Below are 25,391 nucleotides of genomic sequence, written 5' to 3'. Positions count from 1 at the left end.
CCTTTTAAATTTTAAAAGGTGAGTTTTTTTATCATTATTTCCCCATTTTAAATCTCCGGCTCTCCACAAAGAATTTGTAGAGTTATCATAATATAAATTAACTAAAATTTAACTTGCATTTCTTTCAAAAAAATCCCTTGAAATACCCCTGAAAGTTTAATTTTGATTAAATTTGTCTAAACTAAAAAAATAAAAAATGAGTGCAATTTCTTACATAGAAGCAAGACAGATTTTAGATTCCAGAGGAAATCCTACCATCGAAGTAGATGTATTTACAGAAAGTGGGGCTATGGGCCGTGCTGCTGTACCTTCAGGAGCGTCTACAGGAGAACACGAAGCGGTAGAATTACGTGACGGTGGTTCAGAATATCAGGGAAAAGGAGTTCTGAAAGCTATTGAAAATGTAAAAGAAGTAATTGCAGAGAATTTAGTTGGACAACCGGTTTTCGAACAAAATTATATCGATCAGATTATGATTGATCTTGATGGAACTTCAAACAAAGGAAATCTTGGTGCTAATGCAATTCTTGGTGTTTCTTTGGCCGTAGCAAGAGCTGCAGCTGCAGAATTAGGAATGCCTCTATATAAATATGTGGGTGGTGTGAATGCAAATACACTTCCTGTTCCTATGATGAATGTTATCAATGGTGGATCTCACTCAGATGCTCCTATTGCATTCCAGGAATTCATGATTATGCCTGTAAAAGCAGATTCTTTCTCTCATGCATTGAGAAAAGGAACTGAGATTTTCCACAATCTTAAATCTATTCTTCATTCAAGAGGTTTATCTACTGCGGTAGGTGACGAAGGTGGTTTTGCTCCTACTTTCAAAGGAACTGAAGATGCTTTGGATACATTACTTCAGGCAATTGAAAAAGCAGGCTATAAGCCAGGTGACGACATTATGTTAGCACTTGACTGTGCCGCTTCTGAATTCTACAAAGATGGAATTTACGATTACAGAAAATTCCAGACTCCGGATGCAGCTCAGTTTTCAAGCAGTGAACAGGTTTCTTACCTTGCGGAATTGGCGGCTAAATATCCAATCATTTCTATCGAAGACGGTATGCAGGAAAATGACTGGGAAGGTTGGAAAATGTTAACTGATAAAATCGGTGACAGAGTACAGTTAGTAGGAGATGATTTATTTGTAACCAACGTAGAAAGGCTATCAAGAGGAGTAAAAGAAAATATTGCCAACTCTATCCTTGTAAAAGTAAACCAGATTGGTTCTCTTTCTGAAACAATGGCAGCGGTACAAATGGCTCAGAATAACAAATTCACTTCCGTAATGTCTCACAGATCAGGAGAAACTGAAGATTCTACCATTGCTGATTTAGCAGTAGCAATGAACTGTGGACAAATCAAAACAGGTTCAGCTTCAAGATCAGACAGAATGGCAAAATACAACCAGTTGTTGAGAATTGAAGAAGCACTAGGCGAAACTGCAATTTTCCCAGGACTGGAAGCATTTAAAATAAAAAGATAATTGAATTTATAAATAACGGCAAGCGATAATTTTTGTTTGCCGTATTTTATGGAAAGTGGTATATTTAAAAAAAATAAATAAATAATGTCAGACAACAAAGTAATATTGAATTACGACGGTAATTCATATGAATATCCAATCGTGGATAGTACTATCGGAGACAGAGGGATTGATATTTCAAAATTAAGAGACCAGACAGGTTTGATCACTCTGGATTTAGGTTACAAAAATACAGGAGCTACTATTAGCGACATCACTTACTTAGACGGAGATAAAGGAGAATTATTCTACAGAGGTTATCCAATTGAGCAAATTGCTGAAAAATCTAACTTCACTGAAGTAATGTATCTTTTATTACATGGAGAATTACCTAACCAGGATCAGTTTACTTCATTCGACAATAATATTAAAAAATATAACTTCATCGCAGACGAAATGAAAAAGATCATTGATGTTTTTCCTCGTTCTGCTCACCCTATGGGAGTTTTATCTTCTATGACTTCTGCATTGACAGCTTTTAACCCTAAAGCCGTTAATGTAAACTCTAAAGAAGAAATGGATCATGCAGCTGAGCTGATGATTGCTAAGTTCTCTCACCTTTGTGCTTGGACTTACAGAAAAACTCAAGGTTTACCATTAAACCACGGAGATAACAACCTAAACTACGTAGAGAACTTCTACAAAATGGCATTCAGATTACCAAACGCTGATTTCGAAATTGATCCGGTAGTTGTAGGTGCTTTAGATAAATTATTAATTCTTCACGCTGACCACGAGCAAAACTGTTCTACTTCTACAGTAAGAATGGTAGGTTCTGCTCACACAGGTCTTTTTGCTTCTATCTCTGCGGGAGTATCTGCACTTTGGGGACCACTTCACGGTGGAGCTAACCAAGCTGTAATCGAAATGCTTGAGCTTATCGAGAAAGATGGTGGTGATGTATCTAAATATGTTGCTAAAGCTAAAGATAAAAATGATAACTTCCGTCTAATGGGATTCGGACACAGAGTTTACAAAAACTTCGACCCAAGAGCGAAAATCATTAAGAAAGCTGCTGACGATATCCTTACTGCACTTGGTATTCAGGATAAAGCTCTTGACATTGCAATGCAGTTAGAAAGAGTAGCACTTGAGGATGAGTACTTCATCGAAAGAAAACTATATCCAAACGTAGACTTCTATTCAGGAATCATCTACAGAGCATTAGGAATTCCTACAGAAATGTTCACAGTAATGTTTGCATTAGGAAGACTTCCAGGATGGATTTCTCAATGGAAAGAAATGAGACTAAAAGGAGACCCGATTGGAAGACCAAGACAGGTTTACCAAGGTGCTCAGGAAAGAAACTACATCGATATTGCAAGCAGATAATATTTGCTTATACCATAAAAGAATCCCAAAGCTTGCTTTGGGATTCTTTGTTTTTTATAACTTATCCAGTAATAATTAAAGCTGTAATAAGATTGCTCTCAATTCTGAAATAAAAATTCAGTAGTACCGGGCTTCCATCGAAGGAGCCGGAAATATTAATCCTTAAAAGAATTGTAGTATCCCTTGTTGAAAAATCTTGTACTTCAAACAATGTTTGAAATTCATTGTTGGATTTCTCATTCCATTGTCTTATTTCCTCTTTTCCGCGATATATTTTTCCTTCATCAAACACAGTTGCCTGATCCGAAAAACAATTGGAAAAAGATGTACTGTCAAAAAGCTTCTGTGCTTTTAAAAATTCCTGTAAAATGTTCGGTAGATTCATATTGTTATTTTAAATCATTAAATAGTAGGAATGGTGCCGCCATCTACTACATATTCGGTTCCTGTTAAATATCCAGCCCGTGGAGAAACTAGAAAACCAACAAACTCTGCAATATCTTCAGGTTGTGCCGGTTTACCGATGGGGATACCTCCCAGTGCATCCATGACACTTTGCGTAGCTTCTTCAATAGTGACCTTTGAACTATCAGCAATACGTTCCATCATTCGGGTTGCTGATGAAGTCATAATCCAGCCCGGAGAAACAGTGAGTACACGGATCCCTTTTGGGGAAACTTCTTTTGATAAACCTTTACTGTAGTTGATAAGTCCAGCTTTGGCAGCTGCATAGGGTAATGTAGAATCAAATAAAGGTAATCTTCCCTGAATAGAGGCAATATGGATAATTACTCCATTTTTTCGCTCCAGCATTTGGGGGAGAAATCCTCTGTCTAAACGAACTGGCGCGAGAAGATTCGTCTGAATCGTGTTCTCCCAATCTTCATCACTGAGAACAGCAAAACCACCACCGGGCGTATCTGAACCGCCAAGAGTATTAATCAGAATATCCAGTCTGCCAAATTTGGAAAGAACTTCCCGTACCAATTGTTCGGTTTCTTTTGGCTGACTCATATCGCCAGCAATAAAATGAAGGCGGTTGCTGATATTTTCAGGGTGATTTCTTGCAGTGACAATTACAGTGGCGCCTGCAGCTAATAATCTTTCGGCAATTACTTTTCCGGTTCCCTTTGTTCCCCCTGTTACCAAAACGATTTTATCTGATAATTCGTTGTTGAAATTAAATGATTCTGTCATGATTTCTTTTTGTACAAATTTCAGGAGTATGACAGGCTCATACAAGTACGGGGTTACGAATCAAATAGGGATAAATTTATCCCCTATTGTGGTATCATGTCTTTGTGCTACATTTGTTTTATGTATGAAAGAAAAATCCCGCCCAACCTGAACTGCGGTCTCGATCTGATTGCAGAAGTGTTGTATGGTAAATGGAAAATCCGTTTGTTGTGGTTTATTAATGAAGGAATTCAGAGACCAAGTGAACTGCAACGGAAGATTCCCAATGCTTCCCGTAGAGTTTTGAATGTGCAGTTGAAAGAACTTGAAGAGCATGATCTCCTGACTAAGAAAATTTATCCTGTTTTGCCTCCAAAAGTAGAATACAGGCTTACAGAGTTTGGACAGACACTAATTCCTGTGATTGCTGCACTAGGAAAATGGGGGGATGATCACGAAGAGCGTTTGCGAACATTGATTTTAAAAAGGTTGGAAAACGGATCAGAGAATAATGTTGAGCAGCCTTAAGGACCAATTTTACTATTTTACAAAAATTATAGAAAACCGAATACAATATTTTGATTAAATTTACTACTGTAAAAAATTAATATACAATGACTTTCGGACAGCAGCTGTTATTTTTCTTTAGTGCGGTAGGAGCATTCAATGGGTTCCTGCTGGGAATTTATCTGCTGTTTATAAAAAAACTGGAATACCTGCCGAATTTTTTTCTTGGACTTCTACTTTTAATGCTGAGTACAAGAGTAGGAATCTCTGTATGCATCTACTTTTATCCTGATTTACCAAGAATTATCCCACATTTGGGATTGTCGGCTCTGTTTTTTACAGGCCCTGCCTTATATTACTATGTGAAATCTTCCTTCCAGCAAGACCAATTTGATTGGAAAAACTGTCAGAAGTGGTTTGGGATATTAACGATTATTTTAGGAGCAGTCGGGTTATTATATTTGGTGTTTCCTATTACCTGGGATCACTATTTTGGAAGTTTCATTTATACCGCCTGGTCCGTATTTATATTTTCTACAGTGTATAAGTATTATACTTTGGTTAAACAGAACCATACAAGCCCAAACCAATTTGTTCTTCCGGTACTGATCAGTAATGTGATTATCTTTTTGACATATCAGCTGATTTCTACAGGTTGGGTACAGATATACTGTGCGGGAGGGAGTCTTGTATTTTCATTTGTGCTGTATGCAAACTTTTTGATCTTATTCAATAAAAAATATCAACAGCTTCCGGTAAAAGAACCCGTAAGATACTCCAATAAAAAGATTTCAGAAGAACAGGCCGATAATTTTGTATCCAGATTACAGAGGCTGATGAGTGCTGAAGAACTTTATAGAAATCCGAATCTTAAACTGAGCGATCTGGCTTCCAGAATGAATATGTCTGCCCATCAGCTTTCCCAACTATTGAATGATAATTTGGATAAAAGTTTTTCTACCTATATCAACGAATACAGAATCGGTGAAGCCTGTGAAAAAATTGAAAACGGATCCTATTTGAAAATTGAGGAGATTGGGTATGAAGTAGGATTTAATTCCAAATCAACTTTCTTTTCTACTTTTAAGAAAATAAAAAATACAACACCACTTTTGTACAAACAATCAAAAACCCTTACTGAACCTAGGTTTCAAAGTTTGGATTTATAATTCAGTACTGCGGAATTTTAATTTCAAAACCTCTTTTTTACGACAACCCAATACTTTTGATGTCATAAAATTTAATATTTATGATGATCAAATTATGGTTTTTGATGCTGTTCTTGCTTCTCTCATCTTATGGAAAAGCACAGAAAGTAACCTCAGATTCTCTGACAAAAACAAAGTCTTCCACAACCAATATTTCAGAAGTTGTTATTCAATCAGCCCCCCGAAAGATGAAACTGAACGATGGAAATGTGGTAATGTCTGTTGCTGGAAATAAAGACTTTAAAACCTCTACCCATCTTCTCGATGTTCTGAGAAAAACACCCGGTGTTACAGTAGACCAGGAAGACGGAATTTTTATTGGGGGAAGAATTACTCCTGCCATTTTTATTGATGGCAAGCCTGTTGTCATGAGTAATCAGGAGATACAGGCATATTTACGATCTTTATCACCCGAAATGGTAGAATCTGTAGAAGTAAATACCAATCCATCTTCAAAATATGATGCAGAATTTAAAGGAATTATTGATATTAAATTAAAAAAGAATACCAACCTTGGCTGGAAAGCAAACTATAGCGGGAATGTGTATACTAATAAATTCAACTACCGGGAAAATGCACTCAACCTATCTTATCATACAGGAAAGGCAACATACAATCTGCAGGCAGGTTATAATGAAGGGATTTCAACCTATCGATATCAAGCGCTGCAGCGGTTAGCGAATACTAATGTTTTGCGTACCAATACCTATCAGGAAGATTTCGGCAAAGTCTATAATATTCAGGCAGGAGCAGATTTCAGACTGAATGATAAAAACAGAGCAGGAATCAGTCTAAGAAGTAACTTCCGTGAAAATGACCGTGAACGCAGCGGATCACTTTATGCTACTGATAAAAATGAAACACAATTGGTGTTTCATACTGTGAGTGAAAATCCCACAAATTATTTGCAGGATAATTATGGAATAGCAGCCGATTATTCTTTCCAGGACAGAGGATTTAAACTCATCTTTTTAGGAAACTATCTTTCCGTTAAAAATAAGCAGGATGATGATTTTATCAATAAAGATAAGGCTACAGCTAATCTTTTGTCTTATTGGAAGTCTGATCTGCTTAACAAAATTAATATCTATACCGCTCAGATAGACGCTTCCCAAAAAATAAATAATATAGACATCGAGGCAGGTTTCAAGTACAGTAACTCTGATACCCGTAATAATATCAGGTATGATACATTGTCTGTCGGAAATCAGTTTATTTTTGACCCTACGCGAAGTAATGTATTTTCATATAAAGAAAAAATATGGGCCGGGTATCTCGCGTACAGGCAGAAAATTGGAAATCTGCAGATCAATGTCGGGTTAAGATTTGAAAATACAAACAGTATTTCCAATGCGGTTACTTTAGATTCTGTTGTTTCAAGAAACTACCTGGAATGGCTTCCGTCATTTAGTACAGGCTATACTTTTAATAAATCCAGTGAACTTTCTCTCTCCTATAGCAGAAAGATAACAAGACCGGCTTTCTCGCAGCTTAATCCGTTCAGGTTTTATTTCAGTCCACTCAATTACTGGATTGGGAATCCCTATTTACGGCCTTCATTTACCAGTCAGATCAAAGTAACCTATCGTTATAAAAACTGGGTTACAAGCTTTACGGTCGGAAAAGAAAAAGATTTCATGACACGTTATCCCATTTACAACCCGGAAACGAACGTACTGCAATATTTGGGAACCAATCTTCCATATCGGAATTTCGCTGTTTTTGAAACCAGTTTTCCGGTCAGAATTACAAAATGGTGGAATATCACCAGCCAGTTCACAGGAAATTACAATTATGAATTTATGCCCTATCTGGATGAGGTTTTTGCATTGAATATCTATAATTATGGAGTAAGAATCAATCAGGTATTTTCACTTCCAAAAGGATACACGGTGAATATTTTTGCCAATTATGAGTCCAAAACAGGTAACAGTCTTTACATCATTAAACCAAGATATACCATAGATGTATCAATTCAGAAGTCTTGGCTTGATAATAAACTGAACACTAAAATCGGGTTTAATAATCTCCTGGATTCATATGAACAGCAACTGGAATTCCGGCATAAACAGATCATGGATAACCGCCTTACACACTGGTGGGATAGCAGCCGGCTTGTATTTTCGCTCAGTTACAGCATAGGAAGTACAAAATATCAGGTAAAAGAAACCCAGAAAACAGAAGAAGAAAACAGAGCGAGATAAGAAAACCTGCTTGAAAAAGCAGGCTTTCGATTGTATTAAGGACATTGGCATCTGTCGCATGTCCAGATATAGCATTTTCCTGTATCATCCCATTCACAGCATCTTCTGGCTGTAGAGATTGGTGCTCCTCCCATAACGGATTTTTGTTGGTCTCTTCCTAGTTTTTGTGCGTTTTTCAGCACCGGATTGTTCTTGTTCATGACTTTGATTTTTTGGTGTTAATAGTTAAGTTTTATGATCTATAATTTCGCGAAAACTATATCACTAAGATATGAATTTAAATAATAAAAATAATATGTTTTTTTATACTTATGTAGATGAAATATAGTAGGTTGTAGAGATTTTTGAAATAATACTTTTCCTTTTTTGTTAAAAAATGGTAAAAAAAATTTTGGACACATTCAAATTTAATGCATAAAATAATCCAAAAGTTTTATAGGTAGAGACCTTTACTTATATTTGTAGTATTGCATAAATCTTTATGAGACTAAACATTAAAAATGAAACGGGTAGGCTGAAGTCAGTAGTTCTAGGCCAGCCTAATTCACTGGGACCGGTTCCCACACTAGAGGAAAGTTATGACGCAAAGTCATATTACTCAATCGAACATAATATTTATCCTAAAGAACAGGATATTATTAACGAAATGAACGCTTTTGAAGCAGTTCTAAAAAAGTATGACGTTGAAGTACTGCGTCCAAGTATCATTAAAGATTACAATCAGGTTTTTTCAAGAGATGTAGCCTTTGTAATTGATGATAAAATGATCATTTCCAATGTGATCGCAGACAGAGCAGACGAGCAGGGCGCATACAAAAATGTTTTTGAAAAAGTAGCATGGAGAAAAATCATCAATCTTCCGGAAACAGCCCATATTGAAGGAGGTGATGTTATCGTATGGGATGATTTTCTTTTCATCGGAACCTGTTTCAGCGAAGATTACAGAAACTATAAGACGGCAAGAACCAATGAGTATGCCATTGAAATATTAAAAGAATATTTTCCAAAGAAAAGAATCATTGACCTGGAACTGAAGAAAAACGATAAAATTCCGTTTGAAGGTATTCTGCATTTGGATTGTACATTCAATCCGGTAGGAGAAGACAAATGTATTATTTATAAAAACGGATTCGTAGATGAAAGCGACTACCGTTTAATTATTGATATTTTCGGAGAAGAAAACTGTTTCCATATCAATGATGAAGAAATGTTTGAAATGGTCCCTAATATTTTCTCTATTTCTCCTGATATAGTAGTTTCTGACAAAGCATTCACAAGAATGAACAATCATTTGAGAAACGAATGGGGAATGACCGTTGAAGAAATTCCTTACAGAGAAATCTCCAAAATGGGTGGTTTGTTGAGATGCTCTACAATGCCGCTTGTGAGAGAATAATTGAGTGGGAGAGTTTTAGAGTGCGGCTGTTTTAGGGTCTGAGAGTTAGAGTGTTGGTGCGGTTGAATATTTTTTTAATTTTAAATAAATATATAGGGTATGTCAACGATTAAATTTCATCAGGACTTAAAAGTTTTTCAGAAATCATTTGAAACTGCACAGCTGATTTATGAACTCTCAAAGTCTTTTCCCAAAGAAGAACTTTATTCACTTACAGACCAAATAAGGAGATCTTCAAGATCTGTAACAGCAAATATTAGTGAGGCTTGGGGAAAAAGAAAATATGAAAAATCCTTCATCGCTAAGCTTACAGATTCTGAGGGAGAAGCAAGAGAAACCCAAACATGGCTTCAGTTTGCTTTTGCCTGCAATTATATCAATGAAGAGCAATATGAAAATTTGCACAAACAATATAACCAAATAATAGGGATGTTAGTTAATATGATGAGTCAGTCGGAAAAGTGGTGCTCATTCTCTCCGGTTAATAAAGAAGAGAATAATTTGTAAACCGTTATTCAGACTCTCAAACTCTCATACACTAATACCCTCAAACTTATAGAAAATGCAAACAACAGATACAGTATTAATGATAGAACCGATTGCATTCGGTTACAACGCTGAGACAGCGAAAAACAATTACTTCCAGGTGGAACAGACAGGTTCTGATATCCAGTTCAAAGCTTTGGCAGAGTTCAATACCTTTGTTGGAAAACTGAGAGGAAAAGGAATCAATGTAATTACAATAAAAGATACATTGGATCCTCATACGCCGGATTCTATTTTCCCAAATAACTGGGTAAGTTTCCATAAAGACGGAAAAGTGGTTTTATACCCGATGTTCGCCTCCAACAGAAGAGTGGAAAGAAGAGAAGATATTATTGAAAGCATCCAGGGGCAGGGCTTTGAGGTTGCTGAAATTGATGACTGGTCTTTTTCTGAAACACAGGGACACTTCCTGGAAGGAACGGGAAGTATGATTTTTGATCATGAAAATAAAATTGCTTACGGTTCTGTTTCTTTAAGACTAGATGAAAAACTGTTCAGAGAATTCTGTACAAAATATGGTTTCACTCCGGTTGTTTTCCATTCATTCCAGACGGTAGGAACAGAAAGACTTCCTATTTATCACACCAACGTAATGATGTGTGTGGCTGATCAGTTTGTAGTAATCTGCCTTGACTGTATTGATGATGAATTGGAAAGAGAAAAGGTAATTGAAACCATTAAAGTTTCCGGAAAAGAAATTATTGAGATATCAGAAGACCAGATGCAGCAGTTTGCTGGAAATATGCTTCAGGTTCAGAACAAAGATGGAGAGAAATTCCTGGTGATGAGCCAGACTGCTTACCAATCTTTAACAACAGAACAGGTTGCAGCTATTGAAAAATACTGCGAAATTATCTATTCAGACCTCAATACCATTGAAGTAAATGGAGGAGGAAGCGCAAGATGTATGCTTGCTGAGGTTTTTCTTCCAAAAAAATAATATATTTACGAAAAAATTAATTGAACCCATTATCAAGTAAAGGTTTACATATTCTTCTGACTTTGGAAACAGAGTCAGAAGATTTGTTATTAGACAGCAAAGGTTTTCTGACGTTTACGGAAGAAATTCTGAAAACTAAAGATGTAGAAATCGTAGGAGTAACGAATCATGTTTTTGAAAATGAGAGTTTTACTTCGGCAGTGATCCTTAAAGAGTCGCACCTTTGTATCCACACGTGGCCGGAATTTAAGCAGCTTACTTTTGATGTTTTCCTATGTAATTATTCTCAGGATAACACCACAAAAGTAGAGCAGATCGCAGATGAAGTGGTTCAGTATTTTAAAGCTAATACCATTCAAAAACACAAAATTTACAGATAAAAATGCATTATGTCTGCCCAGCATGCGAATCAGAAAATAAATTAGATCTCAGTTTTCCTATTGAAGAATATGTTTGTCAAACCTGCTCTTATCTCATTGATGTAGCCGGAAACAAACAAATCAAGCATTTGAAAGTACCGACAGAAAACGTGGTCTTGGACGTCGGACAGAAAGGGAAAATTGAAGGTGTAGAATATACGGTCGTTGCTATCATTGTCAAGAAATATGGCTCCAGTATTTTCTGGCGCGAATACTATTTAAAAGACAGCAAAGGAAATGATGCTTTCCTGAGTGAAAGTGATGGGCATTGGGTTTTCCTGATTCCTATGCATCCCGATGATTTTAAAGGTAAAAATTCGAGATTACCAACCTATCTCGGAAGAACCTATCGATGGTACGAAAACTCCCAGTGTAGTATTGAAGCTGCAGCCGGTTTTTTTGATGAGCATGTTGATTTCAGTATTGCTACCTATAAAGAATATGTCAACGGAACCCGTATGATCTCTCAGGAAAAGACCAGCAAGAAAAGCCAGTATTTTTACGGAGTTCACATTTCAAAATATGATGTTAAAAGAGCTTTTAAAATAGCTAATCTCCCTCATTATACAGGAGTAGGGATCGTTCAGCCTTATTATTTTGATATCAAACAGGCGAAAAACATCTTTTGTGTGGCTGCATTAATGATATGCCTGCTTCAGTTGTATGTCTATATCTCAAGAACTAACGAAACCGTTTTTGAGCAGTCAGTCAACTTTTCTGATGTAAAAGATAAAGAACTGGTCAGTAAAAGTTTCACCCTTTCCGGAGGCTCAGCACCATTAAAAGTCAATGCTTTTTCAGCAGTTGATAACTCATGGGCAAATGTTCAGGTAAGCCTTGTCAATGAAAACACCAACGAAGTTGTATATACCTCAAAGGACATCGAACAATATCACGGCTATGAAGATGGCGAAAGCTGGTCGGAAGGAAACCAGTCTGAAGATTTTAATCTTTGTGGAGTAGGATCGGGTAAATATCATTTTCTGATTTCAGCTGAAAAAGAAGGGTCTTTACCAGCATTTTCCGGTCTTCAGTCACCAGATTCAAAAGTATTGATCTCCAGGGATAAAGCCGGAGTTCTGGACGTTACAGATCTCTATAAAACACAATCTACCACTTTCATAGATGGTAAAACACTGGAAAAAGACACAACAGAATTGGGTAAATTGGTGAAGGCATCCTTTGGAACCTCAAAAATTGACTCTCTGATCAACGCTGAAGGGCTAATACTTACAACGGATGTTGTAGCAGCAAACAGCGATGTTCGCATCAAGGCAACTTGGCTTCCCGTTTTATTCTGGAACTTCGGAATTATTTTATTCATAATGATTATTCTGTTTGTAGCTATGCTGATGGGAAAATACTCATTTGATGTGAGTAAATGGAAGAACAGTTCAAACACCCCTTATTCCACATCATGATGACCAATATTTTACACTATATAAAACAAAACTGGATTCTCTGTCTGATCGGAGGATTTTTCATGACCTTGTTTGTATACCTTACCTACCAGGGAAATCAGGTCTGCGACTGTGCCAAAACGGAAACATACCGTGACGGAACCACAAGAAGCCATTCCAGAGTAGGATTCTACAGATACTATCACAAATAAAAATATAAAAACTATGGACAACATCAATTTTTTACCAATACTAAACTCGGTTCTTTACTCATTTTTAGGAATCGCAATTCTGCTGGTATGCTATTTCATTATTGAAAAGCTTACTCCCGAGAAAACATGGCATGAGATCGCTCAGAACAAAAACATAGCATTGGCTATTGTCTTTGGGGCATTTATCATCGGAATTTCAATGATTATAAGCGCTGCAATTCATGGATAAGAAGAGGATTCCTCTTGAGCTGCTTTTATTGTTTTCAGTATTCGTCATTGCTACATGTGGATTGATTTATGAATTGGTGGCCGGAGCCCTGGCGAGCTATCTTTTAGGAGACTCTGTAAAGCAGTTTTCTTTCATTATCGGGGTGTATCTCTTTTCAATGGGAGTGGGTTCCTACTTTGCAAAATTCATCAAAGGAAATCTGATTGATAAATTCATTGAGATCGAAATCCTTGTAGGAATCGTAGGAGGAATCAGCTCTGTTGTGCTGTTTATTTTGTTTAATACTCTCGCACATTTTGAAAGTGTTCTCTACATTTTCGTCTTTTTTACCGGATGTCTTGTTGGGGTGGAAATTCCGCTTTTGATGAACATTTTAAAAGACAGAGTTCAGTTTAAAGATTTAGTTTCAAATGTCTTTGCATTCGACTATATCGGAGCATTACTGGCATCCATTCTATTCCCATTGGTTTTGATTCCAAAGCTGGGAATTGTAAAGACCCCTCTGTTTTTCGGACTCATTAATATTTCTATTGCTATATTTCTTTGTTATTACCTTAAAAAGGAATTATCAAAATCATTTTCATTAAGAGTAAAGGCAATTTCGGCATTTGTTTTCTTGCTTGGGCTTTTCTTTTTTTCAGATACGATTTTATCCTATTCTGAAGAAAAACTATATGGTGAAAATGTAGTATATACCAAAAGCTCACCTTACCAAAGGATCGTGTTGACGAGAAATACCCATGAGTTTCGTCTCTATTTGAATAACAATTTACAGTTTTCATCCACCGATGAATACCGTTATCATGAGGCCCTGGTACATCCTGCGATGTCTATGGCAAAAAACATTGATAACGTTTTGATTTTGGGAGGAGGAGATGGCTTTGCAGCAAGAGAAGTATTGAAATACAAAGACGTTAAAAAAATAACGCTCGTGGATCTTGACGGTGAAATGACCCAGTTTTTCAAGACCAATGAAACCATGCGCAGGCTGAATCAAAGTTCTTTTTCCAATCCTAAAGTGGAAGTCATCAATAAAGACGCTTACATTTGGGTAAAAGAGAACAGAAAAAAGTTTGATGTCATTATTATAGACTTTCCGGATCCGTCCAACTACAGCCTGGGAAAACTATATTCCCTGCAGTTTTATAAAGAACTGGAGAGACTGACTACTCTTGATACCAAAATTGTGGTTCAGACCACTTCACCGTATTTTGCGCCGAAATCTTTCTGGTGTATAGAAAAAACGATTAATCAGATTTTTCCTTTCACAGCAGCCTATCATACTTATGTTCCGTCTTTCGGGGAATGGGGATTCTCTATGGCTTCATTTGAACCCATCAACAATAGGATCTACAGAAAGCTTCCCGGTTTAAAATACTATGATTACAACTTTTCACAGATGTCTTATTTTAATAAAGATATGAAAGTGAAAGACGTAGAAGTTAACCGTCTGGATAACCAGATACTAGTTCGTTATTTTGATGAAGAGTGGGGAAAAGTACAGTAGAAAGGATTTTCTTAAAACTATATTTTTAGGTAGCCTTATGCTTCCTTTTTTACAGTATTGTGGAAAGAAAGCAAAGTCACTGCTGGTAAAAATTACCGGAACGAATCATGTTCTCGGGCATAAGCTGTGGGCAAAAGATTTTCCACAGTTTTCAGAAGTTATCCACACCCAATATCTTATTGTGGGTGGGGGAATTTCCGGACTTGCTGCTTGCAGGTTTTTCAGTCAGCATAATGAAAACGATTATCTTCTCTTAGAAATGGAGAATCATCTGGGGGGAAATTCCTCCAATGGGCAGAACTCGTTTTCAAAGTTTCCGTTGGGAGCCCATTATTTGCCCTTACCCAATAAAGAGAATGTAGAAATCATAGAATTTCTGACAGAATGTGGAATCTGTCTGGGAACTGAAGAGAACGGAGAACCCATTCTTGATGAATACCAAATGACCTTTCCACAACAGGAAAGACTCTTCTATAAAAACTCCTGGCAGAATGATATCGTTCCTCAGAGAGGGATTTCAAAAGAAACTCAGCAAGAGCTTAACCGCTTTTTTAAGCTGATGGATGAGTTTCGCCTGAAGAAAGATGCACAAGGAAAGTATTGGTTTGCTATTCCTGTACATGATTCAAGCCGAGAGGATGAGGTCTTAAACCTTGAAAAAATCATTTTCAAAGACTGGCTAAAGGAAAATAACTATCATTCAGAAGAACTTCTCTGGCTGTTGGATTACTCCTGCAGAGATGATTTCGGATTAGGCATAGACTATGTTTCCGCATGGGCAGGCATTCATTATTTTGCAGGAAGAAAGAACAACTGGAGCGTGAAATATAAAGATCAGGTATTCACCTGGCCGGAAGGAAATGCCAGACTGGCAAAACATTTCTCAAAATATACAGAAGGGAAGCATATCCCCGGGAATCTTGTCTTTGATGTAACACTGAATGATCAAGTTGAGGTATTGAGCTTTGATAATATTCAGAAGAAAACAAAAAAAATCATTGCGGATAAAGTACTGTTTGCATCTCCTCAGTTCGTGAACGAGAGAATTTTTAATCATAAGAAAGCCCAATCGTTTAATTATGTTCCGTGGCTTTTAACAACGATTACCTTAAAGAATGAATTCGGAGGAGATGAAGAATTGGCCTGGGATAATGTGATCTATGGAACTTCAGGATTGGGGTATATCTTTGATCAGCATCAAAATCTTAACCAGATTATAGGGGAAAAAGTAATTACCCATTATAAAAGCTTCTCAACCGGAGACTGTAGAAAAGCAAGGAAGAAGCTGTATGCAATGAAGGATGCTGAACTTAAAACTTTAGTTTTGAATGATCTGAAGAAAGCACACCCACTAATAGAAGATTTTATTCTGGAAATGCAATTTCATAAAATAGGACATGCTATGATTGCGCCGGTTCCTAACCAGATTTTTGGTAAAGCAACAATGATAGCAAAAGAACCTATAGACGGGAAGGTATTCTTTGCCCATTCTGATCTTTCGGGAATATCTATTTTTGAAGAAGCTTTTTATCAGGGAATAAGAACAGCCGGACAAATGATATAAATTATAATATGAAACAGCCTTGGATACACAATGCAAAAACAGACTGGTGGTTTATTTTATCACCGCCTTTTCTGGTACTGTTGATTATTTTTCTTTTTCAGAAACAGATCCAGGGATTGGAAAACCATTATTCTTTTTACACATGGCTTTTCCTGATTGTTTTTGTGGACGTAGCCCACGTCTATTCTACACTGTTCAAAACCTATTTTGTAAAAGGTGAAATACAGAAGAATAAACTGCTTTATCTTGGGATTCCCATTCTAAGCTGGATATTGGGTATTGTTTTATTTCAATTGGGAAGCCTGACATTTTGGTCGGTACTGGCTTTGGTTGCCGTTTTTCATTTTATACGCCAGCAGTACGGGTTTATGAGAATTTATGCCCGATTTGAGCCCAATAACTGGAGCAAAAAAATAGATGAGGTAGCTGTTTATTCTGCGACAATCTATCCTATGTTATACTGGTTTAAAACACCCCGCGCCTTTACCTGGTTTGTCAACAATGAATTTGAATGGCTTCAAAACCTTCCGGATTATATTCCTCTGATTACCGTCACCTATTTTACAATTCTGATCATTTGGATCGTTAAAACTGTTTTTGAAGCTTTCAAAACAAAACAGATTAATATTCCTAAAACAGCATTGATCACGGGAACTTTCCTTTCCTGGTATTTTGGAATTGTATATTTCAACAATGACCTTCTCTTTACTTTTTTGAATGTAGTATCCCATGGAATTCCTTATATCGCATTGATTTATATTCAGGAAATAAAACAAAAAGAAAATCATCAGCTGAACAGAATGCAGATTTTTAAATCTTTTTCGGGAGTCTTTTTATTTGTAGCGGTCATTTTAGGTTTTGCTTTTCTGGAGGAATTTTTATGGGAAACTTTGGTCTGGAATGAACATTTTTCTTTGAATGTGATGGTTTCAGAAAAACTGTTTCAATTTTTGGTTCCGCTGTTGGTCGTTCCACAGCTTACCCATTATTTGCTGGATGGCTTTATTTGGAGAAAACAAAAAAAAGTTAGTTAACTTTGCTCTGAATGTTTAAAATCTGAAAATGAGACAATATCTTTTATCATTAGCAATTTTTCTGGGAATCATGGTGAGCGGTCAGCAGAAAACTTTCTGTAATCCCATTAATATAGACTACGGATATACCCCTTTCGAAGTTTTTTCAAAACAGGGAAAACACCGTGCTACAGCAGATCCGGTGATTGTCAATTTTAAAAATAAACTGTTTCTTTTTTCTACCAACCAGGAAGGATATTGGTACAGCGATGATATGCTGGACTGGAAGTTTGTAAAAAGGAAATTTCTAAGAGATAATAAATATACCCATGATCTTAATGCTCCGGCAGTCTGGGCAATGAAAGATACTCTCTATGTCTATGGTTCTACCTGGGAACAGGATTTTCCGATCTGGAAGAGTACAAATCCAACCAAAGACGAATGGAAGATTGCAGTGGATACTTTGAAAGTAGGAGCGTGGGATCCGGCATTCCACTATGATGAAGATAAGAATAAACTGTACCTGTATTGGGGCTCAAGTAACGAATGGCCATTGCTGGGAACAGAAGTTAAAGTTAAAAATCTGCAGTCCGAAGGTTTTGTAAAACCTATTCTTAAACTGAAACCTGAAGACCACGGATGGGAACGTTTTGGTGAATATAATGATAATGTTTTTCTTCAACCTTTCGTAGAAGGTGCCTGGATGACTAAGCATAACGGAAAATATTATATGCAGTATGGTGCTCCGGCAACTGAGTTTAGCGGATATTCTGATGGAGTGTACGTAAGCAAGGGTCCTTTAGAAGGCTTCGAGTATCAGCAGCATAATCCGTTTTCATACAAACCTGGTGGTTTTGCCAGAGGAGCAGGGCACGGAGCTACTTTTGAAGACAACTATAAAAACTGGTGGCACGTTTCCACCATCTTTATTTCCACTAAAAATAATTTTGAAAGAAGACTGGGCATCTGGCCGGCAGGTTTTGATAAAGATGATGTGATGTACTGTAATACAGCCTATGGAGATTATCCTACTTACCTTCCGCAATATGCACAGGGAAAAGATTTTTCAAAAGGTCTTTTTGCAGGATGGATGCTGCTGAATTATAATAAACCGGTTCAGGTCTCCTCTACATTAGGAGGTTATCAGCCCAATTATGCAGTAGATGAAGATATTAAAACTTACTGGAGTGCCAAAACCGGAAATTCCGGAGAATGGTTCCAGACAGATCTGGGTGAGGTTTCTACCATCAATGCCATTCAGATCAATTATGCAGATCAGGATGCCGAATTTATGGGGAAAACCCTGGGAAAGATGCACCAATACAAAATCTATGGATCTAATGATGGAAAGAAGTGGAATGTAATTGTGGATAAAAGTAAAAACACAAAAGATGTTCCTCACGATTATGTAGAATTGGAGACCCCTGCAAAAGCCCGTTTCCTGAAAATGGAAAATCTGAAAATGCCCACCGGAAAATTTGCTTTGAGCGGTTTCAGAGTGTTTGGGAAAGGTGGTGGAAAAGAGCCTGCTAAAGTAGAAGGTTTTGTGCCTTTAAGAGCGGATCCTAAGAAATATGGTGAAAGAAGAAGTATCTGGATGAAATGGCAGCAGAATCCTGATGCAGACGGGTATGTGATCTATTGGGGAAAGTCTCCCGATAAAATGTACGGAAGCATTATGGTATACGGAAAGAATGAATATTTCTTTACAGGAGCCGACAGAACTGATGCTTACTATTTCCAGATTGAAGCTTTCAATGCCAATGGCGTTTCAGAAAGAACGAAAATTTTTAAATCGGAATAAAAATAATTAATTAAAAATATAAAGTTTAAAAAATGTAATGCTTTTGAGGCTTTATTCTAGCAAATAAGTTTCTTTAATCCTCAATGTGTGTTTTATGATTATTTTATAAAATACTTTTGTTTATATTTCTTATAAATTAACTTGTTGAAATAAATTATTTTAAATATTTCTAGAATTAACACAATTGGTAAAATAAATAAATTATGGAAAAGACCAAATTTCTATCTCTATTGCTATTTCTGCCTTTCACTTTTGCAGATTGCAGAAATAATGAAACAGGAAAAGATTGTCAACCAGAATTGGATGCGGCAGTGAAAAATATTCATAGCAACCTTCAGGCAGCTCTGAATACCGATATTCCTTCATTAAGTGTGTATGTTGTTTCTCCAAAAGGGACATATTTTAGTACGGTAAAAGGAACAAACGGGACTGATATAACACCAACAACTTATTTTCGTTTTGCGAGTAATACAAAAAACTTTACTTCAACTGCTATTTTAAAAATGATGCAGGACGGCTGGTTGAAGCTTGATGATAAAATTACGGATAATATTCCGGGTACAACAGTTCCTTATACACCGGACATCGCAGATTGGAGTTTTCCACATAAAAATGAAATTACTATTCGCCAAATTTTACAGCATAATGCAGGGATTTATGATCTGACAAATGACGCATCACAATACAATATTGAAGGTGGAACTTATGCAAGTCACATGATGAAAGCCAATCCTGATTTCCAGTTTTCAGCTGCAGATTATGCGAAAGTTTTAAAAAATCAAAATCTGACATATGGTCCACCAAACACAGTTTATCATTATTCAAATACAGGATATACGATTTTAAGTGAAATTATTGCCAGAATATATTCTGAGAAGATCAATTCAATAAAAACTTACGGTGATTATATGTATGATAAAATTGTTGGACCGACTTCAAAAGTTCCTTTGGCGATCAAATTTCCGGAGTTGGCTTCTGATAAACAATTACCTTCACCTTATGTAAAAGGACTGATTAAATTTGCAGATCATCAAGAAATCACTGATCAGAAAAATGCAAGTGCACACATTGGCGAAGGAAACGGATTGGGAACAATGGTTATATTGTCAAATTATATCAGAAGTGTATTTAAAGGAGAAAATGTTTTATATGCATCAAATGCTGAATTGATGAGAACAAATAAAGGGCCTGCAACTACAAATGGGTATGGATTGGGTTGTTATAGTTTTGAAGGAATCGGATATGGTCATACTGGTGCAACAGAAGGCTATTTGTCGATGATGGCTTACGATCCGAAATCTGATGTATCCGTGATTGTTTTAATGCCTTTTTGGGATTTAAGTAGCAATGATAACTTCGCCAGATGTTTAAATACGATGAGTACAACAGTGATTGAAGCAAAGCGAACGTTAGGTTACTAGAATTTTTTTGATTACAATAAAACGCTTTGAGAAATCAATGCGTTTTTTACATTTTTCATAAACAGAGAAGTTTTCTTATAATGAATATTTTCCTCTTTATCAAAGTTGATATCGTTGCCCAGTTTTATCTTTTTTTCTATACAGCTTGTCCATAGAAAGAACAGGCTGATGAAAATTAAAATAACTTTTACGTCTTTTTTTATAGCTATTAAATATAAAAAATCCGCTGTAAAAAAACAGCGGATACCGTAAGAATAATTGAATATGAAGAAAGATACTTCTCTTATTTTGTTCTGCTTTTGATGGCATCAGATGCACCTTCGATGTCTCTTACCTTTTTCACTTTCTGATTTCCGAAATTGTAGGTAAGGCTTACCATTACGTTTCTATTGTAGCGGTTTTGGTGGATGTAATTGTAATTTCCGTTGTCCTGGAAGTCTTCAATTTTAACAATATTGGTATTCAGAACGTCATTTACATTCACTGCAAAAGTCCAGTCGTTCCATATTTTCTTGATGCTAAGGTCTAAACTCATTAGCTCTTTTAGTAATCCAAGCTCGATCTGTTGTTTGTCTACGAAGAAATAATTAACTCCAAAGAACCATGTTTTCTTTTTATCAAGACGGATGGTGTTGTTGGTCTGGATGATAAGACTGGTAGAATTTGTTTTGTTAGTGTATACAATATCTTCACCCTTCTGATTTTTGAATCGGTCTCCTGTAGTAGGGTCGATGTCAAGACTTCCGTTGTTGATGTTATGTTGAACTCCAATATTGAAGTTGGTCGTCCAGTATTGCTTAAAAAATGACTTCTGAAGGCCTAGCATTGCAGACATTTCCTGCTTATTTCCAAAATTGGTTCTGATGTATCTCAATACAGGATTGGCACCCACCGTACCATCCGGAGCTACCGGATATCCCTGTAACGGAACCTGAGTAATAGCATCCTGAATATAAGAATGGTTTAGAATCAGGAAATATGAATTTTTAAACATATAAGTTAATTCCTGATTGTAAGTTGAAGATGCCTTTACAAAAGGGTTGTTCTGAGTATAATTATCATCTGTCAGAATATTTCTTACAGGATTAAGTTCCCAGAAGCTTGGTCTTCTCATTCTGCTTGAAAAGGAATACGAAATGTTGTTTTTATCATTAATCGCATAATTCACGCTCAAGTAAGGAAGAAAGTTTTTGTAGTTTCTTTCAATTCTCTTAAGGGCTTCTGTAGGTGCATTGTCAGAAGTTCCCAGACTGTTGGTAATCTCGTATCTCGCTCCTATTTTTCCGGAAAGTTTATCGGAAATCTTCTTTTCAACAGTAAGATATGCACCATAGATGTTTTCATCATAGATAAAATGATTGGGTCTGGGATCCGGATTTTTTACAGGATCAAAAGAATAAGTAATGTTTTTAGAATCGTTGTCTGTTTTGGTTTTGTTATAATTTCCTCCTATTGATACTGTCAGATCATTTTTAAATTTCTGAATATAATCTACCATTCCGGAGAAGTTATTAATGATCTGAGGGAGATCCTGAAGCACTTGTGTTGTTCTTGCTCCTAGCCCTCTGTTGATATCTGAAGTAAAGGTTTGGTTATCTGTGAACTGAAATCTTCTATAGTTCAGATAGGCTGCATTTACATTCAGCTTACTGCCTAATGAATCTGTTTTTAATTCATAATTTAGATTCAAAGAATTGTTATAAGACCTTGCGTCTTCTTTGTTTTTAGACCACGTATATTGTGTGCCTGTTTTTTTTATGGTATTAAACAAATCTACTGTTGAATTATAGCTTTTATTAGCCCATGTATTCCATGATAATGCCAGGTTACTTTTGTCATTCAATTGGTAATCAATATTCAGATAACCGCCGATGTTTTTATTTGGATCGGTGATATCTCCGGTAGATTCATTGGAAGTATTTGCGGTACCATTTCTTAATGTATAAGTTTGTGCCTCAATGTTTTCTCCACCGCTAAGATTGGCGCTCACACCCAGCTTATCTTTTCTGTAGTTAGCTGAAAAACTGGCCTGGCTTGCGTTATATTTACTGGTTGTATTAGACATTCTCATGTTTCCGCTGAGACCGTCACTCATTTTTTTCTTTAAAACGATGTTGATGATCCCATCTGATGATTCTACCTGATATTCACTTCCGGGAATCGTTATGACTTCTATTTTCTGAATATTTTCTGCCGGAGTATTTTTCAGGAATTGAGCCAGAGACTCAGAATCCATATTGGTTTTTCTTCCGTTGATATAGATCAGTGCATTGTTCTTTCCTGCGATTTTCAAGGTCTTATCATCGGTAGAAGATAATAACGGAGTCTGCTTCAGAAGGTCAAAAGTGGTATTTCCTTTAGCAACTGGAGAGGCTGCCACGTCATATACAAAACGGTCACTTTGCTTTTTGAAAACCTGTTTCGTGATAGTAACTCCTTCTATATTTTTAGTTTTTGTCGTATCAGATTTCTTCTCCTGAGCAAATGCACAAGTACCGAATACGATAGCCATTGACAAAATTATACGTTTCATTTTTGTTTTATTTAAGAGTGGTTGTAGTGAGATAAATTATGATAGATTAGGTTCTTGATTTTACAGCATCATTCGCTGATTTCATTTCCCTTGCCTTTTTCAGTTTCTGATTACCGAAATTGTAAGTAACACCGATACTTATAAGTCTTGGATAATTGAAGTTGGTTATATTATTATAGGTTCCGTTAGGCTGTACACCTTTAACTCTGTAAAAGCTTTGATTGAATAGGTCACTCACTTCAGCTACAATGGTCCAGTCACCTACAATTTTCTTCACATTGAAATCAAAGCTCTGTCTTGCCCCGATCATACCTCCTTCCATAGCGGTCTGGCTTGCAAAAAAGTAATTAACTCCTAAAAACCAGTCTTTTTTAGATGAAAGGCGGATTACATTGTTGAGAGTAGCAGACATATTATAGTTTTTAACATTAATGATATAAGGTTCTACAACTTCAGTTTCTCCCGGAACCGGCATGGATGTAGGGTCTTCCCAAACTCCGCCACTGTATGTAACATACCCTAAGTTCACAGAATAGTTGGTTGTCCATATGTCTTTGAACCATGATTTGTTCATCCCAAGAGTTAAAGCAAGCTCTCTGTTTTTTCCGTAGTTAGTTCTGATATATCTAAGGAATCTTGTGGTTTCCATGGTTGTATTTCCTTTGATATCATATATAATGTTTCCCTTAGAATCTTTTTTTGGAGCCGTTACAGTTCCCTGCAGTGGAAGGAGGTCTGAAGCGGCAGCATCTTCTACCATATTAAAACTCAGATTGGCATAGAATGCATTTTTGTACATATAATTGATCTCCTGATTGTAGTATTTAGAAGCCAATATAAATGGATTGTTCTGCGTATAATTGGTTGGTGTAAAGTAGGTTCTGGAAGGATTCAATTCCCAAAATCTAGGTCTTCTGATTCTGCTTGAAAATGTATAACTCAAATTATGATCTGAATTGATGGCATAATTTAAATTCAGATAGGGTAGCAGGTTGTTGTAGTTTCTTTCAAATCCTGTTTTGTCTACAATATCTCCGGTGCTTCTGGTCATTTCATAGCGGGCTCCTATTTTTCCGGATAGTTTCTCAGTCAGCTTTCTTTCATAGTTCAGGTAAATTCCAAGAATATTTTCCTTATAAATGAAGTGATTGGTCTGATTAGGATCTATCACAAACGTTCCGTTTTTCAGCTTATCCTGTCTGGTGTCATTATCTGTATTGGTATGGTTGTAGCTGATTCCCATTAACCAGGTTGCTCCTTTAGCCGTTTTTTTCAGATAGTCGATGTTGGCTGCATAGTTGTTGATGATTTGTGGTACAGCCTGACGAAGCGCTGAATATTTATTAATCGTATCATTCGTTAAAGGGAAACTTTCATTGAAGCTTTCTTTATTTCTGTTGAACCATAGATAAGAGACATTCGATGTAAGTTTGCTTCCCAGAGAGTCCGTTTTCATTTCATAATTTAAATTGAAAGAATGATTTCTGGTTTGTGCATCCTCATTATTAACAGTTCTGTTGGATAAAACTCCATCTTGCCAATTGGTGATATCCAATATAGAATTGAAGCTTTTATTATATCTCATATTGTAAGAAAAACCTAAACTGTGTTTTTTATTGATTTCATAATCAACATTGAAACCTCCTCCGTAATTTTTGTTGGGATCATCATTGAAACCTGAAGATTCATTTCTGAAAGTAGAATCTCCGTTAGACAATGTATATTTTTGTCTGTCGGTCCAGCTTCCCATTCTGAAATTAGAATTCCCGGACCATTTACCTTGTCTGAAATTAAAAGAAGCTCCTGCATTGGGATTGTTATAATAACCCTGCTCATTCTGCATCTTCAACGTCCCATTATAACCATTATTTTTGCTTTTCTTCATTACAATATTGATTACCCCTTCCTTGGATTCAACCTGGAATTCACTTCCGGGAACTGTAATGACTTCAATTTTTTGTATATCTTCTGATGGAGTCGATTTCAGCATTTCAATCAATGCCTCAGAATCCATATTGGATTTCTTGTTGTTGATGTAGATTACCGCATCATTTTTCCCCAAAATCTTCAGCGTTTTTCCATCTATACTGGAAATCATCGGGGTTTGTTTTAAAAGATTAAAAGTGTTGGTTCCTTTAGCAATAGATGAAGATGCTACATCGTATACTAAACGGTCACCTTGTTTTTTGAAAACCTGCTTCTTGATATTAACTGCATCAATAGCATTTACTTTCAAACTGTCTTTTTTCTGCTGGGCAGTGATAAGTCCACCGAAAAATAGTGCTGCAATAAGAATTTGAGTTTTCATGATTATTATTATTTTTAGTTTAATAGCTTGTATGGTTTGTTATTTTACATTACAAAGATATGTAATAAATCTAGTATCATGCAATACAAAGTACTCAAAAATATTTTAAATAAAGTTTAATTAATTGATTATCAGTTAGTAAAA

General features: G+C 36.3%; 22 protein-coding genes. 17 read left to right on the top strand and 5 right to left on the bottom strand.

Annotated elements, in window-relative coordinates:
* The first annotated feature begins 196 nt into the window (after window positions 1-196).
* Complete coding sequence (eno, locus tag LF886_RS22620; RefSeq protein WP_124532170.1) at window positions 197-1,489, top strand: phosphopyruvate hydratase; 1,293 nt, start codon at window positions 197-199, stop codon at window positions 1,487-1,489.
* Window positions 1,490-1,573: 84 nt separating this feature from the next.
* On the top strand, window positions 1,574-2,860 hold the full coding sequence (locus LF886_RS22615; protein ID WP_103231534.1) for a citrate synthase: 1,287 nt from the start codon (window positions 1,574-1,576) through the stop codon (window positions 2,858-2,860).
* A 61-nt stretch (window positions 2,861-2,921) separates the two neighbouring features.
* Here LF886_RS22615 and LF886_RS22610 read toward each other — a convergent pair whose 3' ends face one another.
* Together LF886_RS22610 and LF886_RS22605 are read right to left on the bottom strand one after the other, a co-directional pair.
* On the bottom strand, window positions 2,922-3,245 hold the full coding sequence (locus tag LF886_RS22610) for a nuclear transport factor 2 family protein (RefSeq protein ID WP_236851917.1): 324 nt from the start codon (window positions 3,243-3,245) through the stop codon (window positions 2,922-2,924).
* Window positions 3,246-3,262: 17 nt separating this feature from the next.
* Window positions 3,263-4,057 (bottom strand): SDR family oxidoreductase, encoded by a 795-nt coding sequence (locus tag LF886_RS22605; RefSeq protein WP_236851916.1) that lies wholly within the window; start codon window positions 4,055-4,057, stop codon window positions 3,263-3,265.
* A 120-nt stretch (window positions 4,058-4,177) separates the two neighbouring features.
* On the opposite strand from LF886_RS22605, the gene LF886_RS22600 reads away from it, so the two are divergent.
* The 3 genes from LF886_RS22600 to LF886_RS22590 all read left to right on the top strand — a co-directional run bounded on the left by LF886_RS22600 (window position 4,178) and on the right by LF886_RS22590 (window position 7,955).
* On the top strand, window positions 4,178-4,564 hold the full coding sequence (locus LF886_RS22600) for a winged helix-turn-helix transcriptional regulator (RefSeq protein ID WP_236851915.1): 387 nt from the start codon (window positions 4,178-4,180) through the stop codon (window positions 4,562-4,564).
* 86 nt (window positions 4,565-4,650) lie between these two features.
* Window positions 4,651-5,712 (top strand): helix-turn-helix domain-containing protein, encoded by a 1,062-nt coding sequence (locus LF886_RS22595; protein WP_236851914.1) that lies wholly within the window; start codon window positions 4,651-4,653, stop codon window positions 5,710-5,712.
* Between the two features lie 80 nt (window positions 5,713-5,792).
* Window positions 5,793-7,955, top strand: a complete 2,163-nt coding sequence (locus LF886_RS22590; protein ID WP_236851913.1) for an outer membrane beta-barrel protein — start codon at window positions 5,793-5,795, stop codon at window positions 7,953-7,955.
* A 35-nt stretch (window positions 7,956-7,990) separates the two neighbouring features.
* On the opposite strand, the gene LF886_RS22585 is transcribed toward LF886_RS22590, so the two are convergent.
* Window positions 7,991-8,155 (bottom strand): hypothetical protein, encoded by a 165-nt coding sequence (locus tag LF886_RS22585; protein ID WP_153816335.1) that lies wholly within the window; start codon window positions 8,153-8,155, stop codon window positions 7,991-7,993.
* Window positions 8,156-8,436: 281 nt separating this feature from the next.
* Between LF886_RS22585 and LF886_RS22580 the strand changes: the two genes are divergently transcribed.
* The 12 genes from LF886_RS22580 to LF886_RS22525 all read left to right on the top strand — a co-directional run bounded on the left by LF886_RS22580 (window position 8,437) and on the right by LF886_RS22525 (window position 20,406).
* Window positions 8,437-9,351 (top strand): dimethylarginine dimethylaminohydrolase family protein, encoded by a 915-nt coding sequence (locus LF886_RS22580; protein ID WP_236851912.1) that lies wholly within the window; start codon window positions 8,437-8,439, stop codon window positions 9,349-9,351.
* A 99-nt stretch (window positions 9,352-9,450) separates the two neighbouring features.
* Window positions 9,451-9,858, top strand: coding sequence for a four helix bundle protein (locus LF886_RS22575; RefSeq protein WP_236851911.1), 408 nt, complete (start codon window positions 9,451-9,453; stop codon window positions 9,856-9,858).
* 55 nt (window positions 9,859-9,913) lie between these two features.
* Window positions 9,914-10,837, top strand: a complete 924-nt coding sequence (gene ctlX / locus LF886_RS22570) for a citrulline utilization hydrolase CtlX (RefSeq protein WP_236851910.1) — start codon at window positions 9,914-9,916, stop codon at window positions 10,835-10,837.
* Window positions 10,838-10,857: 20 nt separating this feature from the next.
* On the top strand, window positions 10,858-11,217 hold the full coding sequence (locus LF886_RS22565) for an S-adenosylmethionine decarboxylase family protein (protein WP_236851909.1): 360 nt from the start codon (window positions 10,858-10,860) through the stop codon (window positions 11,215-11,217).
* A gap of 2 nt (window positions 11,218-11,219) precedes the next feature.
* The gene (locus LF886_RS22560; protein ID WP_236851908.1) at window positions 11,220-12,677 is read left to right on the top strand and encodes a DUF4178 domain-containing protein; all 1,458 of its coding nucleotides are present in this window, start codon (window positions 11,220-11,222) and stop codon (window positions 12,675-12,677) included.
* Window positions 12,674-12,868: a hypothetical protein gene (locus LF886_RS22555; protein WP_236851907.1), complete on the top strand. Its 195-nt coding sequence runs from the start codon at window positions 12,674-12,676 to the stop codon at window positions 12,866-12,868. Before LF886_RS22560 ends, LF886_RS22555 begins: the two co-directional genes overlap by 4 nt.
* 13 nt (window positions 12,869-12,881) lie before the next feature.
* A complete protein-coding gene (locus LF886_RS22550; protein ID WP_045491052.1) occupies window positions 12,882-13,097 on the top strand; it encodes a DUF350 domain-containing protein in 216 nt (71 codons plus the stop codon).
* Complete coding sequence (locus LF886_RS22545; protein ID WP_236851906.1) at window positions 13,090-14,604, top strand: polyamine aminopropyltransferase; 1,515 nt, start codon at window positions 13,090-13,092, stop codon at window positions 14,602-14,604. Before LF886_RS22550 ends, LF886_RS22545 begins: the two co-directional genes overlap by 8 nt.
* A 37-nt stretch (window positions 14,605-14,641) precedes the next feature.
* Window positions 14,642-16,168 (top strand): NAD(P)-binding protein, encoded by a 1,527-nt coding sequence (locus LF886_RS22540; RefSeq protein WP_236851905.1) that lies wholly within the window; start codon window positions 14,642-14,644, stop codon window positions 16,166-16,168.
* Window positions 16,169-16,176: 8 nt separating this feature from the next.
* Complete coding sequence (locus LF886_RS22535) at window positions 16,177-17,202, top strand: hypothetical protein (RefSeq protein ID WP_236851904.1); 1,026 nt, start codon at window positions 16,177-16,179, stop codon at window positions 17,200-17,202.
* Window positions 17,203-17,230: 28 nt separating this feature from the next.
* A complete protein-coding gene (locus LF886_RS22530; RefSeq protein ID WP_236851903.1) occupies window positions 17,231-18,985 on the top strand; it encodes a discoidin domain-containing protein in 1,755 nt (584 codons plus the stop codon).
* Between the two features lie 203 nt (window positions 18,986-19,188).
* Entirely contained in the window at window positions 19,189-20,406 is a 1,218-nt protein-coding gene (locus LF886_RS22525) for a serine hydrolase domain-containing protein (protein WP_236851902.1), read from the top strand.
* Between the two features lie 283 nt (window positions 20,407-20,689).
* Here the strand turns inward: LF886_RS22525 and LF886_RS22520 are convergent, their stop codons facing one another.
* Both LF886_RS22520 and LF886_RS22515 read right to left on the bottom strand, forming a co-directional pair.
* Entirely contained in the window at window positions 20,690-22,939 is a 2,250-nt protein-coding gene (locus LF886_RS22520) for a TonB-dependent receptor domain-containing protein (RefSeq protein WP_236851901.1), read from the bottom strand.
* 46 nt (window positions 22,940-22,985) lie between these two features.
* Complete coding sequence (locus LF886_RS22515) at window positions 22,986-25,247, bottom strand: outer membrane beta-barrel family protein (RefSeq protein ID WP_236851900.1); 2,262 nt, start codon at window positions 25,245-25,247, stop codon at window positions 22,986-22,988.
* Window positions 25,248-25,391: the final 144 nt, after the last annotated feature.

The sequence above is a fragment of the Chryseobacterium sp. MEBOG07 genome, assembly GCF_021869745.1.
Lineage (GTDB): Bacteria > Bacteroidota > Bacteroidia > Flavobacteriales > Weeksellaceae > Chryseobacterium > Chryseobacterium viscerum.
The sequence above is the reverse complement of the archived record's forward strand: the minus strand, read 5'-3'. Positions and strand labels throughout refer to the sequence as shown.